Genomic DNA, 18,206 nt, shown 5'->3' on the forward strand with positions numbered 1-18,206 from the left:
CCGAACATCCCTCAAACGAGCACTGAGATTCCAAGAGAGACAAGATAATTGAGATTTGACAGCAGTATAACGGCTAATATGCTGATTCCGATTGCAGAAACTTTAACATTTAGGATAGCGTGTACATCGCGGAAAATGATTAAATTTGCACTATCGGATGAAAAATGACGAAGAACATTGAAACACTGTCGTGTGCGTAACGTGTACACCACAGGAAGAGCAATGCCAACAACTTGATTATCAATGCAAAGCATAAGATTCGCCAACCCCAGGCGGGTCACGAAAATGAAGCGCAAAAACGCTGAAAAGTTCTGAAAATCAACGATTTTCGGGACTTTTAATTTTTAAGGAATGACGCAAAATCCGGCAAAATGAGGTGTTTCGCGTTGGACTATCCGTTGGACTTGATTCTGATGACGCCACGTCCAACGATTTTCCGGCAAATATCTGATATTGGCACCGTTGCACGCAGTTTTTCTTCTCTTGTCAGTAAACCGAAGTATAACTAAAATCGTTTATTTGACATGCAGCAACGTAAATCAACTTTCAGCGTCTTGTTCTTTATCAAGCGCAAGAAACTCCTGAAAAACGGAGATGCCCCGGTGTATATGCGCATAACCATCGACGGGCGCTTTCTTGAAGCATCACTGAAACGAGGTGTAAACTCAAAGCTATGGAACGAGAAAAAGCAGCGTTCCACCGGTCGCGATCGACTGTCGTTAGAACTCAACGACTATCTTGACGACACAATATCCCGAATATATAAAATCCATCAGCAACTGATTGATGAGTGTAAACCTGTCAATCCTCAGACTGTGATGGACGTATATCAAGGTCGTGTCGAGAGGCCCAAGATGTTGCGCGAAATATTCCGTATAGAAAATGAGAAGTATCGTCAGCTTCTTGAAATCGGCGATGTTGTTCTCGGAACGGTATTACGCTACGAGCGGACTGAAAAGTATCTCGGAGAGTTCATGCGCAAGAATTACAATGTCGATGATATGCCATTCCGTGCCATTGACAATAACTTCGTCCGTGACTTTCATCTTTTTCTCAAAGTCGAGAAAAAGGCTGAGCAGAATACCGCCAACAAGTATTGCAAGAATCTCAAGAAGATTGTAAGGCTTGGTCTTGACAATGGCTGGATGGAAGTGAATCCCTTTCAGGGTATAAAATTCTCGGCAAAAGCCACTACAAGAGAATTTCTCACCGAGAGGGAGCTTACCACTCTTATGAAAAAGGAGTTTGAGGTGGAGAGGCTAAATGTCGTCCGTGACATCTTCGTATTCTGCGCCTTGACCGGTCTGGCGTTCTCCGATGTGGCGGCATTGAAACCTGAGCATATATCGGTTGACGATGAGGGAAACTACTGGATTCACAAGGCGCGTCAGAAAACCAAGAATATGTGCAGTATCCCATATCTGGAATCGGCACGCGCTATCGCCGACAAATATCGTGAACATCCTACCTGCGTATCAAAAGGAGTCGTGCTGCCGGTGATTTCCAACCAACGCATGAACTCGTATCTGACCGAGATTGCCGACTGTTGCGGCATAAAGAAGTCGCTTACTACGCATATTGCCCGACATAGTTTCGCTTGCCTCGCTCTTGCCAACGGGGTTTCAATGGAAATTATAGCCCGTATGCTCGGACACTCGGATATCAAAACCACGAAAATCTATGCAAAGGTAGTGGATAAGTCCATTGCCGAGCAAATGAGCGGCCTTGCTTCGAAATTCGGTTCACAAAAATAAGAACATATACAAAAACAGCACCACCCCGATGACTTTCTTGAATCATCGGGGTGGTGTCGTCGTTTAGCGGAACGGAGGCAGATAATGACGTTGGAGGAATTGTTCTATCTCACATTCTGAATAGAGAATCTTGCCGGGGAGATTGTAGTAACCAAATTCACCCTTTGCACGGTAATTGGCGAGTGTGCGTTTGCTGAGGTTCAGCTCTTTTGAAAGTTCGCTGTCGGTAAGGTACCGTTGGGACGGTGTTATTGACTCCGACAATGCCTTGATTCCTTTGCGGACATTTTCAATAGCTGAAAATATACCGCACACTTCATCTGAAGTGAGGACTTGCATCTTGTCAGCCATCTTTCGTATAGGATTGGTTAAGAACTCGGTGAATCTCGCTCATAGGATAAAACACCTTTCCATCTATGATGGAGTATCCGATTTTACCTGACGAGCGCATGGTCTGCAAAGACCGTGTTCCAAGCCGGAGCATGGAACCGGCGACATTGTTGTCAACCCAGTCATCAAGACTCCGAGGGGTTATCATTTTCATAAATTTCTCAACAGTATGTGCGCAGTCAGCAATCTGCGACACAAGTGCATCGAACACGATGCGTTCAATCACAACATAGTCCATAAAATTTTTCAGAAGGGATAAAGTTAAACATCAGACGGTGCATCCACCACATAGCAGCCGGGCTTGATAACCGTGTCCCGGTCTGAAGCTCCGTCTCTGTATAGCTGTCTATACAGAGACGGAGGTTAGTATCTTGAAGAGAATATGTATCCGCTTTTTCAGCCGGATTTACAGCCCAATCGACAAAAATATCTTCGGTTTTATGGGCAGATAGGTGAATCTGCTTATATCCGGTGGTCTGTCTTTATATTCGTACGTTAGAATGTTATAACGTTATAACGTGAATGACCATTCACTACATAACGTGATTGCAGCGGTGAGTTATCACAAAGTCATTTTGTCATACATCAACTCATTGACTCACTTTGTCATTCACACACAGATGCTTGCAGGTGACAGATAGAGTGACCATGTTGCAATATTTATATAGTATAACTCAACAGGTCGCATGAATGATATTGAGGTATGGAAAATGATTCCATTACCACTTGCTCATAAGCATTGTCATCCATGCTTTTGTGTAAGTCAAACGATGAGTGAATGAGAAAAGATTTCAGATTGACAGCGATTTCCCACGGTTTCCGAAACCTTACCCTCCGTTACCCATGACTGTATTGCCTCAAAATCCAAAATGCCATTAAGACATGTTATATGGACAAAGAGGGTGTTTGGATAAAGTCCTTATCTCACCGGCTCAAATTACCTGTGCCTTTGTGTATGTCTAACGGCAAATAACTGTAAAAGGATTTGCAATAAGTTGAGTTTGCGTCACTTTGCACAACGATTGCTTTACTATGCCTTACTCACATATCTCATAAAAACTATGACCGGGATTCATCTTGTTATATTGACATCTCTTCACAGGAGCACTTTGAAGGTAGCCATTCGGTTCTCTGTGATGATGTTCATTGGAACATTGCAAGGTATGTTCCGGGGCACTCATAAATGAGATTGTGCCCCGAAACCCTTGCAATGTCATAGGTTGGTCTGACTCCAAAGTCGTCATCCCCGTTTTCAAAACCTGCGGTTGGCAGTTTCCAACCGGTACCATTAAATCCATTTTTTATGAAACAAAATTTCAACCAAGGCGGGCGACCGCCAAAAATCAATCCCGCCGCATACAGATACGTCGTGCGGTTTGACGCATCGGAAAATGATGTGTTCCTTTCAAAGTTTGAAAAATCAGGCGCGACCACCAAGGCCGCTTTTATCAAGAATGTACTGCTTGGAAAACCGTTCAAGGTATTTGTCGTTGATGAGAACAGCCGCGTGTTCATCGACAGGCTATCTGCCTTCAATGCACAGTACAGAACAATAGGTGTGGAGTATGATGAAGTTGTAAGGATGCTCCGCCAAAACTTCACCGAGAAGAAAGCAATGAGAGCCCTATATAATCTGGAGCAAGTGACCATTGAATTAGTGAAACTCAATCGTGAGATTGTCACTCTCGCGAAAGAGTTTGACACACTTTGGCGAATGGGCAATAAGTGAAGTCATAAAAAAAGCGCACACCCTTCAATCTCATTGTCGGCTCTGGACTGCCGTGAACAAAAATCGAATAGATGCACGCTATGCAATCGCATAGCATAGGCATCACTTCGTTTTGTTCAGATGAATTGTCCAGATTCACAATGAACTCGGTGTTGCGTATGTCATGTTGTATCAGAAGGTGTCCGGCTCTCCAGACACTAATATGTCAAATTCGCTGCAAATATACAAAATTTCGGCGAATTAACGATTGTTTACGTTTAGGTTTGTGACAGGCCATACTTTTTGATTTTGTTATCAAGGGTAGTCCGGCTTATTCCTAATAGTTTCGCTGCTTGCGTTTTATTCCACTTAGTGCGGTTGAGAGCATCAAGAATAAGAGCCCTTTCGGTAATGGGATTTTTCAAGCTCAACTCATCTAATGTTTCAGGTGCTGAGAGGTTGAAGCTGATGTCGGAGGCTGAGATAGTTTCATTTTTGGCATGGAAAGCGGCGAAAAGAACAATGTCTTTCAACTCGCGCACGTTGCCTGGCCACGGATAGAGTTTCAGTGCCTTTATCGCCGAATTATCGAGTTTCTTTCGCTGTTTGCCTGTCTTTGCGGCATATTGTTTCAGCAGGAAATCGGCGATTACCGGAATATCCTCCGTTACTTCTCTGAGAGCCGGAACGGGTACATCTTTTTGGCGGAGAATGAAAAATAGATTCGGTCGGAAGCGTCCATCCGTCCACATCCGCAATAGCTCAGGTTCTGCCGTGCAGATTACCCGTACATCGGGGTGTTCGGTTTCGAGGATATGCAAAAGCACCGATTGTTTCTCGAAAGACAACAGGTGGACATTCTTAATTATTACTGTACCTCCTGTCGCTTTGGTAAAATAACTCTTGAAGCGGTTATAAACCTCACTGCGATTGGATGCAGGGTCATGTGTACCTATAAACGGCGCACTGCCGGCTTCCACTATCGTAATTGGCTTTTGCTCACGGGAACTTAGTTGATAGATTCTCCTTGCAATTTGCTCCTTTCCTGTGCCGCTTTCACCGAACACGATTGCATTAGCATTGGTGGCAGCAATGGCTGATATTTTTTCTTCAACTTTTTTCCAAGCATCGCTGACGCGAGGTAATAGCTGATTGTCAAGCGTCATAACAACGTGCTCCGGTCTGGCATATTTACCGACTGTCTCAACAATCTGCTTATCAATGGCTTGACGTTGAACAATGGCTACCGCGCCACTATCGCCCAGCACATCAATAAGTTCCATCGGGCTAAGATTTTCTACTATGGCTATGACCGGGAATTTATAACCCTCGGTTTTGAGCCAGTTGATAAACTCTCTTGCGGTACCGTCATTCAATTTCATTGCCGTGACGATGACCGCGCCGGGAGGCAGCTCCGCCGCCTCAACTTTTCCGGCTTCGATGCTCTCCGTAACAACAGGGTCATAACCTGCCTTCATAAGAAGGTTGGTCATGACCCTACTATCGGATGCGGAGGCATCTACGATAAGGATTTTATTCATAAATTTATGTATTATTACACAATCTCTTTAATAAAGAGATTGATTACAGTCGTGTTTTCGAGTCATTCTCATTGACAATATCGCACCAACAGCACATAGCACGAATATCAAGCCGGTTGTATGCAGCGTATTGCCAAGTCCAACCAATGGTGATACAAGCCCACCGAAAGCAAAAGGCACGGCACCAATAAGCGCAGATGCGCTACCCGAATGACTGCGTCCGGCATCCATAGCAATTGTTGTTTCAGAGGTGAAACAGAGTCCAAGAGAAAACAATATTCCTAAAATCCCACATTCATAAACAATAAAATTACAATCCAAGAACATCGCAATAGCCTCAGCCACTGAAAAAGCAAGTAACCCGACATTCCCAACAATCACTACTCTTTCAATGTGCTTGAAACGTGCCGTAATGGATGCTGAGAAGACAAGGACTAAAGCGTTAAGCCCGAATACTATGCTGAATCCGAAAGGACTGAATCCGTAATGCTGCTGAATAATGAATGGTGCGGACGCAATGTTGGCAAAAAGTGCAGTTTGGGCAAAACCAAGCTGCAACATATGTCCGGTGAATGGGCGCATCTTAAACAATGGTAAAAAGAATGATGGTACATGTAAGATGCTGATGTTGGACCTCCTATCCACCGGTAATGATTCTTGAAAGAATCTACATGCCAACAATAACGCTATACCAAAAAGTAATAAGACAACAAAAATCCCTTGCCAACCGAGTGAATTTGTCATCACGCCACCAATAACGGGGGCTGAAACGGGAGCAATTCCATTGATAGCTCCAACAACAGCCATAACTCTAACCAAATCTTTTCCGGTACACATGTCAGTAGCAATGGATCGAGCGATTACGATACTTCCGGCAGCCGCTATTCCCTGTAATAGTCGGAATAAGACGAAGTAATAAATATCTGTTGAATAAATACAAAGAACCGTTGAAACGATAAACAGAATAAGAGTCCAAATCAATATTGGTTTTCTGCCATATCTGTCGCTCATCGGACCAAATATCAATTGACCTACTGCCAAGCCGATCATGCAGGTTGTCAGGCTCATTTGTATCATAGATGCGTTTGTGGAGAAACTATCCGCCATTGATGGCAATGCCGGCAGATACATATCCGTAACAAACGGTGCAAACGCAGTCAACATTCCAAGGAATATGACTATGAAAGTCATATTCCTGTCATACGATTCTGATTCCGGTATCATTCAGCGCCACCTCCCAATGCGTTATATAAGTTAATAATTGACTGACAATATGTAAATCTATCAGAAACCAGACTTAATTGAGCATTAAGCAAAGATTGCCGGGCGGTAAGCAAATCCAGATACGTTGCTTCTCCATTCTTATACAAAGTCTCAGACATTTGAACAGCATTGTTCAATTCATTGCATTGACTTATACGATTTTCAAGATTACTTTTAGCTACGTCAGCCGCATACAGATTGTTGTTGACCTCCTCCCCGGCCTCCAATATAGTTTGTTTGAATGTTAACAAAGCTATCTGTTCCTCATCTTTTGACACACGCAGATTTGAAACGAGTTTGCCTTTATTGAAAATCGGCTGGGTAAGTGATGCCACAGCGGAAAGAATCCAATTTCCGGGATTTGACACCATTTGTCCCAGAGCATTGGTCCACCCCAAGCTCCCTGAAAGAGTAAGACTTGGATAAAATGCGGCCCGTGCTTGGTTTGTTGTATAATATGCACTTGCAAGGTTCATTTCTGCCTGTACCACATCCGGACGTCTTGACAAAAGCCTGATTGGTAAACCGACTTTTGTATAATCCGGAAACACCTGTTGCTCAATACTGCTGCGCTGAATATGCCGATACGTGGTACCTAACAATGTGCATAGTGAAAACTCTGTTTCTTTTATCTGCCTTTGCAGGTCGTTGTTTGTTACATTAAGCTCATGGAGATTAGCACGAGCCTGACTGATTGCGTTTTCCTTTTCCTCGCCGACTTTGAATTTGGCTTCCATTACACGTATTTGTTCTTTCCAGATTTCTATGGTTGCCAAGCTGATTCTCTTTTGTTCGTCAAGCATCATCAACGAGTAGTAGTTATTGGCTATGGATGCAATCAGTTCTGATTTCACCACTTGCTGATAAGCCTTTTGTTGCAGTAAGTCTGCTTGTGTAGCTTTTTTTGCATTCCATAACTTACCAAACAAATCTATTTCCCATTCAGCCATAACCGGTAACTGATACGTTTTGGTTGTATTGTTTCCGATATTGCTATTTAACGACGCTTGCGGTGAAAGGTTAAGCGATGGCAAGAATGAAAGACGTGCTGCCTTTAATTTAGCCATAGCCTGATCCACGCGTAAGACCGCTATTTGCAAATCTGTGTTATTCTCAATGCCGGTTCTTATCAGGGACTGTAAAAGTGTATCTTGAAACATTTCTTCCCATGGTAAATCGCCGATTGACGTGGTGTCACTTACAGATACTGTGTCATTATATTCAAACAGTCCTTCAGTCGGCAATTCCGAGGGGCGTTCATAGCTCCTGTAAACATGGCAGCTACTAAGAGCTACCATGCTTATAATCATATATAATATCTTTTTCATGCTTGTCTTTCTTTTTTACGATTACCCATTACATACTCTTCAATTCGCTGGAAAACGATAAAGAATACGGGTGTCACGAATACCAAGGCTATTGTGCCGACTAACATACCGCCAACGGTTCCTACACCAAGTGAACGATTGCCGTTGGCACCTACTCCGGAAGCAAACATCAGTGGCAGAAGTCCGAAAATCATGGTTAAAGCAGTCATAAGAATAGGTCTCAGACGAACAGTTGCAGCACTTAATGCGGCTTGAGCCAATGTCATTCCGGCCTTTCTTCTTTCAGTGGCATACTCTGTCAAGAGTATCGCTGTCTTAGACAATAACCCAATCAGCATGATTAGACCGGTCTGAAGGTAAATGTTATTCTCAATACCCCAAATTCTTGCAAACAGGAAGCTGCCCATTAGTCCGAACGGAACTGAAAGGATAACAGCCATCGGTACAAATACGCTTTCGTATAATGCACAAAGAATGAGATAGATAAACAGTATACAGATGCCGTATATCATAACTGTATCATGTGATTCAGCCATTTGTTCCTCTTCTCGTGTCATACCGGAATATTCATATCCATATCCGGTCGGAAGGGACTGAGCTGCCACTTCACTTACAGCTTTAATCACATCTCCGGAGCTATATCCCTCAGCCGGCATTCCCTGAACATTTATAGATGAGAACATATTGAATCGTGTGAGGGACTCCGCATCGTAAGTTTTCGTCAGTTTTACAAATTGACTTATCGGAGCCATACCATTTTTAGTCTTTACAAATATGTTGTTGAGAGATTGCATATCTTTTCGACTGTCAGATGGTGATTGCAAAATAACACGATACAGTTTTGTAAACCTATTGAAATTCGAGGCATACACGCTGCCGAAATAACCGGATAGAACTTTCAGCACCTCACTCGTAGATGTACCGGATCTCTGGCATTGAGCCTCATCTACATCAATGCGATATTGGGGGAAGTTGGCACTGAAAGATGTACGTGCCATTTGGATTTCCGGTCTCTTATTTAGTTCCTTTATAAAGTTGTCCGTCACTTTACTCAGAGCATCCACGCCCTTGCCACTTCTATCCTGAATATATAACTCGAAACTATTACCGGTTCCATATCCGGCAATCATCGGAGGTGAGAACACAAATATATTGGCGTTCTTAATATTTGCTGTCCTTCGGTATATTTCTTCTGAAACAGCATCGACACTGCTATTTTTATCTTTACGTTCGTCCCAATGCTTAAGTTTTATTATGAACATACCATGAGATGAGCCATTGCCTGATCCCATACCAAAGCCTGCAACATTATTGAAATTTTGGATTTGAGGAATCTCCTTTAATTCAGCCTCAACTTTGTTCATTATCGCAGAGGTTTCTGCAAGTGTGCTTCCGGCCGGTGTATCAATGCTCACAAAGATAGCTCCCGTATCTTCCGATGGCACAAGACCTGTTTTGGTTGTATTCATCAGATAGAATAAAAGGGCAACTGAAACAGCAAGGGATGACCAAGCAAGCCACTTTTTGTTTATAAAGAACTCAACCACCGATTTATATTTGGCAACAAGTCTTTGGAAGGCCGAATCAAAGGCTATACGGAACCTTGTAGAAAACTCAGGCTTCTTTCCTTCCATGATAATCTCATTCGGGCGTAATATCAACGCACAAAGTGCAGGTGACAAGGTTAATGCGTTTACAGCTGAAATGCCTACTGCCACTGCCATCGTAATACCGAACTGTGTATAGAATATGCCGGAGGTCCCTCCCATAAATGACACTGGAATAAATACAGCCATGAATACAAGGGTAGATGTGACTATTGCTGAGGATATGCCGTTAGTCGCCTCAACAGAAGCCTTGTAAGAGGACTGGCATCCACCATCAAACTTAGCTTGTACTGCCTCAACCACAATAATGGCATCATCAACGACTGTACCAATGGCAAGGACCAATGCAAAAAGTGTCAGCAAATTTATACTGAAACCGGCGATATACAATGCCGCAAAGGTTCCAATAAGAGATACGAATATACTGATTGTCGGTATAAGTGTTGAACGTGGGTTCTGAAGAAATATATATACAATCAGCACGACCAAAATGATTGCCTCTAACAGAGTCTTGATAACTTCGTTTATTGAAACATCAAGGAAGTTTTTGGTACTCATTAACTCCACTACCTCCATGTCTTTTGGAAGAGTTTTACTGAGTTCGTCGAGATATTTATCTATATTGGTTATTATTTCATTGGCATTCGTTCCTGCCGTCTGGTTTATCATACAGGTTGCACCATTGGCTCCATTGACTTTTCCGGCATAAGAATAACTCTGTGCGCCAAGTTCTACCGTGGCAATATCTTTCAATTTTAAGACACGCCCATCGTCAAATGCTTTTATGACAATCTCTTCAAATTCCTCTTCGGTCTCAAGTCGTCCGCGATATTTAAGAGTGTATTGATACACATTCTTTGAGTCTTCACCGATTGAACCGGTGGATGCCTCTATGTTCTGACTTGATAAGGCTGCTTCTATGTCACTTGGTTCAAGCTCGTACTGAGCCATAATCTCCGGTTTGAGCCATATACGCATAGCGTATGTGCCGCCCATGACATTAACCTCGCCGACACCGGATATGCGTTGTATCTGAGGCTTGACATTTATTGTGAGATAATTAGTCAGAAAAGTTTCATCGTATGTGCCATTAGGACTGTATAGACCGAATATTTTCAGCATACTGCTTTGGCGTTTCATAGTAGTTACACCGACTTTTGTAACCTCGGCAGGAAGCAGCGATGTGGCGGTGGAAACTTTATTCTGAACATTCACGGCCGCCATATCCGGATCAGAGCCTTGCTTGAAAAATACTGTTATCTCAGCACTGCCGGTATTGCTGGCTGTGGATGTCATGTAAGTCATATTCTCCACACCATTTATCGCTTCTTCCAATGGAACAATCACACTTTTCTGCACGGTTTCAGCATTTGCACCACTGTATGTCGTTGATACTCGAATAGTAGGTGGTGCAATATCAGGATATTGTTCAATCGACAAAGCATATAATCCTATGATGCCGGCTATCAGAATTACAACTGATACAACGATTGATAAGATCGGCCGGTCAATGAATTTCTGTAATTTCATATCTCTTTCTTTTCGGTTGAGACACTAACACCTTCTTTTAACAGGTCTGCGCCTTCGGAAACAATTATATCTCCTTCTTGCAGACCACTCTCTACGATATAATCCGCGCCATCGTTAATTTCAAATACCTCGATTGGTGTTGAAACGGTTTTGCCATCAACAACCTTATACGCAAAAATTCGGTTTTGTATATCGTATGTAGCACCCTGCGGAATAACTATACAGTCGGGCTTCTTATATGAAATCACAATATTTGCTTGACCACCACTCATGAGCATACGGTCTTCGTTGTTGAATATAGCCCTCATGCTCACAGTTCCGGTGGTCTTATCAATAATGCCGCTTATCACATCAATTTTCCCGGTTTTTGAATACATCGAACCATCATTCAATTCCAAAGAAACTTCAGGGAAAGATTGCAGAACATTTTCCAATGTCCCATATTCTGCGATTAATGACAACACCTGCTTTTCGGTGAGGGAAAAATAGGCATACATTTCAGAATTGTCAGAAACATTGACTAATGGCTCGGTCATTGTCGGACTTACCGATGCGCCGATACGAAAAGATGTCATTCCGGCATATCCGTCAACCGGACTTTTCACTTCTGTATATGACAAATTGTTCCGGGCATCTTTCAATTCAGCGAGAGCTTGTTGAAGAGATGCTTTGGCCGCTTTATAGTTATTTTTGGCAGTGCGCAACTCAAATTCGGAAATAACCTTGTCATTAAACAAAGATTGTTTTCCGTCAAGGTTTTGTTTCGCTATGGCTTCATTTGCCTCGGCTGTGGAGACAGAAGCCTCGGCTTTTTCCAATGCAGCCTTGTAGGGAACTTGGTCAATGATGAACAGCACTTGTCCTTTTCGGACAGGCGAACCTTCCTTAACAAGAACCTGTGTGAGTGTCCCTGAGACCTGTGGGCGAACCTCAACATCCTGACGACCTTTGATAACTGCGGAATATTTCACCGACAGCTGTTTATCCTCCGGTTTTAATGTCATCAGAGGATAATTCTTGGCTTCTTCCTGTTCGGATGCCTTTTGTTTGCATCCGGTCAGCAAGAGCAGACTTGCCAATGCAATTGTTAAAATACTTCGTACCATCATTTTTAATTGTTTAATTTGGATGCAAAGTTAAATAAGGCCTGTGTCGCGATGTTTGTTAGAAATACACTTTGATTTGTCCAAATTGCCCAGATTTACTATTATTATATTTCATATATGCCTATTGGGGACATCCATTTGTCCATTACGGACTTTTTCATTAATTTTGTATCATAAAAATGATTGATTGAATATGATTGAGCAATGCTTGACGTCCTTGTTTCCGGCCATATATAGTCCCGGAAATATAGTCTTACTGGTTACCCCTGACTTATTTGGAAAGTTGGCAGGTGTGACCATTGAGAATTGTAGGTTCCATCTATTTGTGTGCAGTGGACGATTAAACTTGGAAGTTAATGGCAAAAAAGCCGAAATGGAAGGGTGTTCGTTTCTTGATGCGATAGATACGTTAAAAATCAGAATTGCTGATGTCAGTTCTGATTTAAGAGCATGGTGTCTTATCTTTACTTACGAGTTTGCCAGTGAATCATTGAAAAATATTCGTCCATTCCCAATGGAACATCTTATTCAATTGAACTACACTCCGGTATGGTCAATCTCTCAAAAGAACAATGATGTTATTGAATTTCATCTAACTCGGTTCAGAGAGATAATAGAGGATATGAAACACTACCAAAGAGAGGAATTTCTGAAAAGCTATTTCCGCATAATATGTTTGGAAATAGGAAATGTCATGTTTTCCTATTTGGATAGCAGCGAACAGTCTTCATCGTCTATAACCAAGAAAGACATTATCTTGTGGGACTTTATAAAATTGGTTTCAAAACATTTCAAGGAGCAACACAATATAGATTTTTACGCTGAATCATTATGTGTATCGTCAAAGCACCTGACCCGCATTGTTAAAGAAAAAACAGGCAATACTCCATATACATTTATATGTAATGAATTATTACATAACGCCATGGAACTACTTGAAAAGGAAAATTTATCAATAGCTCAAATAGCATATAATCTTAATTTTTCTGATCAAGCTGCATTTTGCAAGTTCTTCAAAAAACATAAATCAATATCACCAGTAGCATACCGTCGGCGTTTCGCATCCACTCAATAGTGCGGTGAAACATTTATCTGCTCTATCGTACCTTTCTCTTTTTCACCCACAATATTGAGTGCTTATCTGATAGGTTTATAGAAAACGGAGTGTCAGCAGACAAATCAGGGAGTAACCGACCTGCAACTTCAATCTGAATATTGCATAGTCACCTCCGACTGTCCGCATGACATACTCCGTTTATTTTATCATATAATGCCAGGGAAATGAACTAAAACGAATATAGAGTTAAGTTGTTCCCGTGATTTTAGCATCAATCCAATGTTATCAATTCATATTTTTGGCTTCCCAATCCCAATTGCTCGGCATACTCCAGATTGTGCATCCCGTTGCGTGAGTCAATACGTTCAATTAGGTGGATTTTGCCGTGGTCCTTCGAAGCACGCACCAAGTCAATGCAAGCACGATCTAATGCCACCGGGTCTAACGAAGCGAGGATGCCGATATCACCCATTTTAGGGTCTTCGGGAGTTGCCACACAGTCGCAATCCACAGAGAGATTATTAGCCACATTGATATATAAGATACGGTCACCTATATGGTCAATGACGGCTTTCGATGCTTCAGCCATTGATTCTTGGAAAATATCTTGATGCGGCACGTCTTTCCAAACCTCCACCACATCTTTGGTTTTTCCGGCGGAATGGATATATGCTTTTCCGGCAGATGAAGCTATACCGATAGAGATGTTTTTCAAAGCACCTCCAAAGCCGCCCATCGGATGCCCTTTGAAATGCGAGAGTACCATTACAAAATTGTAATTCAGGAAATTTTTTCCCACATAGTCCTCTTTCAAGTGCTTACCTCCTTTTACCGGAAGAGCCGTTTCACCCTCTGCGTCCATTATATCCACAGGGGCAATGGCTGTAAAGCCATGATCGGCAGCCGCTTTTAAATGGTCTTCGGTACTTGCGCGCCCGCCACCGTATGCGGTATTGCATTCGACAATCGTACCATTTACTTTTTGTACAAGATCTTTAATAAGATCCGGGTTCAGATAATTGTTATTACCCGGCTCACCGGTGGATAGTTTCACGGCCACCTTGCCTTCTGCTTTCCGTCCGAGCGCGTCGTAAATCTTCAGCAGATTCTCTGAGGAGATTTCCTTGATGTAATACACTTGGGGCAGCGAAGCGTTTTCTTCCTGTCCGCTTTTCTTTTGTGCATTGGTGCATCCTGTACCTGCAAACATCATAGCGACTGTCAGTAAGGAAGCAAAAATTCTATTCATTTTTTATGTTTTTAAAATTTTTATCGGGTAAGTAAGCAGTCGATTTGAATTTAAATATAGATTCGGCAGGATTTCAGATGAGATTCGGCTGATTGAATCAGGAGCATAGCTGTGGCTATGTGACTGATGAGAGCTGTCGAAGCTCGCTGAAAGACTGCCATTTGAATTGAATGATTACTTAAATTCCGAATTTTAAAGATACTATTTAGAAATCTATCTCATCGGGGGCAAGTCCTGAACCTCCACAATACTCCATGCGGTCGATGGTCTGCATATCAGCGTCAGAAATCTCGAAACCGAAGACATCGAGATTCTCGCGGATGCGTTCCGGAGTGACCGATTTTGGAAGAGGAAGTACGCCATGCTGCATTGCCCAGCGGATGCAGAGCTGCGCCACCGACTTTCCATATTTCGCAGCTATGGCTTTAAGAGTTTCATTTGTGAGCATCCGGCCTGTGCCGAGCGGTGACCATGCCTCCACCAGAATATCCTTAGCGTTGCAATACTCCACACAGTCTTTCTGCATGAATCCGGGGTGAAATTCAATCTGATTGACCATTACCGGGATTTCGGCATCTGCGGCAATCGCTTCAAGATGATGAGGCAGGAAGTTGCTGACTCCGATTGCCTTGATGCGTCCCTCCTTATAAAGATGCTCCATCGCCCTCCATGTGTCAGCGTTTATCTCTCTCCAGTTGTCGAACTGTTTTGCGACGGCAGGCCAGTGGATGAGATACAGGTCAAGATACTCCAATCCGAGGTCACCACAGGTTTTGTCGAAAGCATGAAGTGTGCTGTCATATCCGCGTTCGGTATTCCACACTTTGCTTGTGACAAATAGGTCTTCGCGCCTGATTCCGCTCTGCCGTATTCCTTCGCCCACACTTTTCTCATTGGCATACACTGCCGCAGCGTCAATGTGACGGTATCCATCGGCGATAGCGCATTTCACGGCTTTGATTGCGGTTTCTCCGTCAGGTGTCTGCCATGTGCCGAAACCTACAGAGGGAATGAGTACGCCATTGTTGAGTTTGAAAGTCTTGTCCATATTTCCTTTTGTTGTCATTCGTTATTGTCAATGTATTTTATCACACGAGCCGGGTTGCCGACAGCGACGGCATTTGCAGGAATATCGTGAGTTACGACAGAACCAGCACCGATGATGGCGTTGTCGCCAATGGTTACGCCCATCGTTATCGAAACATTGCCGCCAATCCAAACGCAATTGCCAATCTTTACAGGCTTTGCAATCCCGAGTGCGGCGCGGCGTCCTTTGGCTTCCATGGGATGCTCAACCGCAAATATACCGCTTCCCGGGCCAATCCATACATCATCGCCTATATTGACTTCGGCCATATCAAGGATGGAGACATTGTAGTTGGTCAGAAAATTGTCACCGACGTGGATGTTGACTCCGAGGTCGCAGAAAAAACCGGGCTTGATGCTGACATTTTTGCCGCATGAGCCAAAAAGCCGGTGGATGAGTTCCACACGCTTCTCCTCGTCATTGACCGATGTGGCATTAAACCGCTGGCAAAGATCAGCCGCTTTCTGATGTAAGGCTCCTATTTCCTCATCAAAAACTTTGTAATAATCTCCGTTGCGGAGTTTCTCTATTTCTTTCATGACTTTTGTGGCTTGGATTGTACGGCTTCATTCCATGTAATAGAATCAGGTAATGGAAGATCGATATTCTCGCGTTGCAGGAGTTCCACAGCTTTTTCTGCGATACATAGGCAACATCCTGTACATCGGGTGAATTGATATTGTCCTACAATATCTCCACATTTCACCGTCCCGTAAGTATCCTTGAAATGTTTGAACAATTCACCGGCCAAAGCAATTCCCTTGTCATTATCGTCCGGCGTATACAAGCCGAGAGCCATAACACCTGCTGAAAGCGCACCGCAGGTGCCATTTTCATACGTTTTCCCGATACCTCCACGGAAACCTGCGGATAAGGCTTTCAATTGTTTTTCGGTCAGTTCGCTGCCCAAGGCTTGGCATATACCAAGGAATGTGGCCTGCGAACAAGAATATCCATCCTCACGCAACTTTGTGATGATTTCAGTCGCCTTTTTTATCAACTTGTTTTCCATTTTCATATCTATTGTTTTCTCCGATATTTCCCCTTTGTTTTCGGCAGCATTGGCTGCAACCGAACAAAAAGACACCGCAAGCAATCCGGCTACAGGAATAATCAATTTATTTTTCATATTCATTATTTCTCTCTATATACATACGATACTTTTCTGTTATAACCATCGGTCTTTTGTATCTATAGGACGGAGTACACGACACGGGTTGCCGACAGCAATCACTCCGCCGGGGATGTCTTTTGTAACAACACTTCCGGCTCCAATAATAGAATCGTCACCAATGCTGACCCCCGGCATTATTACTGCATTTCCACCCAACCATACACGGCTACCTATGTAAATAGGACTGTCCTTACAGAATCCTCTCTCTCGTTCGTCTGGATCAATTGCGTGATTAACGGTGTAAAGGCTGCAATTAGGCCCTATCAAAGTATTGTGTCCGATATGGATAGTTGTGTTATCCATAAATGTACAATTGAAATTGACAATTACATTGTCTTCGAGTTCGATATTCGAGCCATATTGACAACGGAAAGCGGGTATGATCAATACATTTTTTCCTAAGTTGCCAATAAGCCGGGTGAGAATCTTCTGCCGGATTTCTTGTTGCGTTTCGTTAGTTTGATTGTACTGCATCATCAAATCTCCGGCTTGCTGAAATTTTCTCATCATCTCCTGATCGAAGATGTAAGGTGCTGAAATAACCGAATTGCATAACTTCTTGTGTATTAATATTTTAATTGCCATACAGCAATGCTGACGGAGCAACTCCGAATTCCTTTTTAAATGCCGTCGAGAAATGGCTCAGACTTTTGAAGCCTACCTCAAGATACACATCAGAGGCTTTCTTTCCGAGTTCACAAATCATTTTTCTGGCTTCCTGAAGACGACGGCGCGTTATCCACCGACTTGGCGTTATATCGCCAAAAGCAGCGGTGAAATCTTTTTTGAATGTCGAAAGACTGCGTCCTGTATAATGCGCGAATTCGTCAAGCGACATATCGCACCGAAAGTTCTGCTCCATAAACTGAGACAGGTCAATTTTCCAAGGTTCAGCGAAATCAAAGAGTGTCACACCCAGATCCGGCTGAACCTGAAGGAGAGTGAAGACAGCCTCCTTCAATTTCGCCTCCATCAAATCCTTCGAAGGATATTGCTGTGCTTCAAAATAACCTTCGAGCGACTGAAAAAGTCCGTTAAGGAAAGGATGTTTCTCCAATAATATATATGGTGCGTTTGATACCGCTTTGTTGTTGACGAGAGGTACTGTAAGATGATGCTCAGACAACATCTTCTTAAGGAAAGGATGCTTCAGTTGCAGAAACAGACCCTTGAACGGTGTACCGTCCTTTGCCGGTTTCTTAATCTTACGCATCATGTGGTTGCGACGCACAAAGAATGCGTCACCTTTTTTCAGCTTGTATTTGCGCGTGGGAGATATGAGTTCCATCTCGCCGGAGCAGAGATAGCAAAGCATGTGCTCCGTCACCATCTCTTCACAGTATTTGTCGCGAGGCACCTCACAGCAGAAGAAGGTGTCCATAAAATTGTATATGACTACTCCTGAATCCATA

16 protein-coding genes are annotated in these 18,206 nt (G+C 43.1%); 3 read left to right on the top strand and 13 right to left on the bottom strand.

Translation table 11 applies throughout. The features are described from left to right. The first annotated feature begins 524 nt into the window (after positions 1-524). On the top strand, positions 525-1,754 hold the full coding sequence (locus tag E5331_RS09020) for a site-specific integrase (RefSeq protein WP_135985941.1): 1,230 nt from the start codon (positions 525-527) through the stop codon (positions 1,752-1,754). 63 nt (positions 1,755-1,817) lie between these two features. Here the strand turns inward: E5331_RS09020 and E5331_RS09025 are convergent, their stop codons facing one another. Both E5331_RS09025 and E5331_RS09030 read right to left on the bottom strand, forming a co-directional pair. After that, the gene (locus E5331_RS09025) at positions 1,818-2,105 is read right to left on the bottom strand and encodes a helix-turn-helix domain-containing protein (RefSeq protein ID WP_135985939.1); all 288 of its coding nucleotides are present in this window, start codon (positions 2,103-2,105) and stop codon (positions 1,818-1,820) included. Then, positions 2,098-2,382, bottom strand: a complete 285-nt coding sequence (locus tag E5331_RS09030) for a MerR family transcriptional regulator (RefSeq protein ID WP_135985937.1) — start codon at positions 2,380-2,382, stop codon at positions 2,098-2,100. The genes E5331_RS09025 and E5331_RS09030 overlap by 8 nt, the downstream gene beginning before the upstream one ends. A 1,065-nt stretch (positions 2,383-3,447) precedes the next feature. Here E5331_RS09030 and mobA point away from each other — a divergent pair. Beyond that, entirely contained in the window at positions 3,448-3,873 is a 426-nt protein-coding gene (mobA, locus tag E5331_RS09035; RefSeq protein ID WP_135985934.1) for a conjugal transfer protein MobA, read from the top strand. 257 nt (positions 3,874-4,130) lie between these two features. Here the strand turns inward: mobA and E5331_RS09040 are convergent, their stop codons facing one another. From E5331_RS09040 to E5331_RS09060, 5 genes are read right to left on the bottom strand one after another with little or no spacing between them, the layout of a single operon-like run. Beyond that, on the bottom strand, positions 4,131-5,393 hold the full coding sequence (locus tag E5331_RS09040; RefSeq protein WP_135985932.1) for a sigma-54-dependent transcriptional regulator: 1,263 nt from the start codon (positions 5,391-5,393) through the stop codon (positions 4,131-4,133). Positions 5,394-5,420: 27 nt separating this feature from the next. Further along, entirely contained in the window at positions 5,421-6,617 is a 1,197-nt protein-coding gene (locus E5331_RS09045) for a multidrug effflux MFS transporter (protein ID WP_135985930.1), read from the bottom strand. Further along, positions 6,614-7,984, bottom strand: coding sequence for an efflux transporter outer membrane subunit (locus tag E5331_RS09050; protein WP_136013250.1), 1,371 nt, complete (start codon positions 7,982-7,984; stop codon positions 6,614-6,616). Before E5331_RS09050 ends, E5331_RS09045 begins: the two co-directional genes overlap by 4 nt. Then, entirely contained in the window at positions 7,981-11,121 is a 3,141-nt protein-coding gene (locus tag E5331_RS09055) for an efflux RND transporter permease subunit (RefSeq protein WP_135985527.1), read from the bottom strand. The genes E5331_RS09050 and E5331_RS09055 overlap by 4 nt, the downstream gene beginning before the upstream one ends. Further along, a complete protein-coding gene (locus tag E5331_RS09060; RefSeq protein ID WP_135985529.1) occupies positions 11,118-12,230 on the bottom strand; it encodes an efflux RND transporter periplasmic adaptor subunit in 1,113 nt (370 codons plus the stop codon). Before E5331_RS09060 ends, E5331_RS09055 begins: the two co-directional genes overlap by 4 nt. 190 nt (positions 12,231-12,420) lie before the next feature. Here E5331_RS09060 and E5331_RS09065 point away from each other — a divergent pair, with 190 nt between their 5' ends. Continuing rightward, positions 12,421-13,302 (top strand): helix-turn-helix domain-containing protein, encoded by an 882-nt coding sequence (locus E5331_RS09065; protein WP_135985531.1) that lies wholly within the window; start codon positions 12,421-12,423, stop codon positions 13,300-13,302. Between the two features lie 253 nt (positions 13,303-13,555). On the opposite strand, the gene E5331_RS09070 is transcribed toward E5331_RS09065, so the two are convergent. From E5331_RS09070 to E5331_RS09095, 6 genes are all read right to left on the bottom strand, one after another. Beyond that, the gene (locus tag E5331_RS09070) at positions 13,556-14,533 is read right to left on the bottom strand and encodes a DUF362 domain-containing protein (RefSeq protein WP_135985533.1); all 978 of its coding nucleotides are present in this window, start codon (positions 14,531-14,533) and stop codon (positions 13,556-13,558) included. A 205-nt stretch (positions 14,534-14,738) separates the two neighbouring features. Then, positions 14,739-15,581, bottom strand: coding sequence for an aldo/keto reductase (locus tag E5331_RS09075; protein ID WP_275441155.1), 843 nt, complete (start codon positions 15,579-15,581; stop codon positions 14,739-14,741). A gap of 14 nt (positions 15,582-15,595) precedes the next feature. After that, entirely contained in the window at positions 15,596-16,159 is a 564-nt protein-coding gene (locus E5331_RS09080; protein ID WP_135985537.1) for a sugar O-acetyltransferase, read from the bottom strand. After that, positions 16,156-16,749: a C-GCAxxG-C-C family protein gene (locus E5331_RS09085; RefSeq protein ID WP_135985539.1), complete on the bottom strand. Its 594-nt coding sequence runs from the start codon at positions 16,747-16,749 to the stop codon at positions 16,156-16,158. The genes E5331_RS09080 and E5331_RS09085 overlap by 4 nt, the downstream gene beginning before the upstream one ends. Positions 16,750-16,788: 39 nt before the next feature. After that, positions 16,789-17,379 carry a sugar O-acetyltransferase gene (locus E5331_RS09090; protein ID WP_135985540.1) on the bottom strand — a complete coding sequence of 197 codons (591 nt, stop codon included), beginning with the start codon at positions 17,377-17,379 and terminating at the stop codon, positions 16,789-16,791. After that, positions 17,369-18,205, bottom strand: a complete 837-nt coding sequence (locus E5331_RS09095; protein ID WP_135985542.1) for a helix-turn-helix domain-containing protein — start codon at positions 18,203-18,205, stop codon at positions 17,369-17,371. Before E5331_RS09095 ends, E5331_RS09090 begins: the two co-directional genes overlap by 11 nt. Position 18,206: the final 1 nt, after the last annotated feature.

This window comes from Lepagella muris (genome assembly GCF_004793975.1).
Lineage (GTDB): Bacteria > Bacteroidota > Bacteroidia > Bacteroidales > Muribaculaceae > Lepagella > Lepagella muris.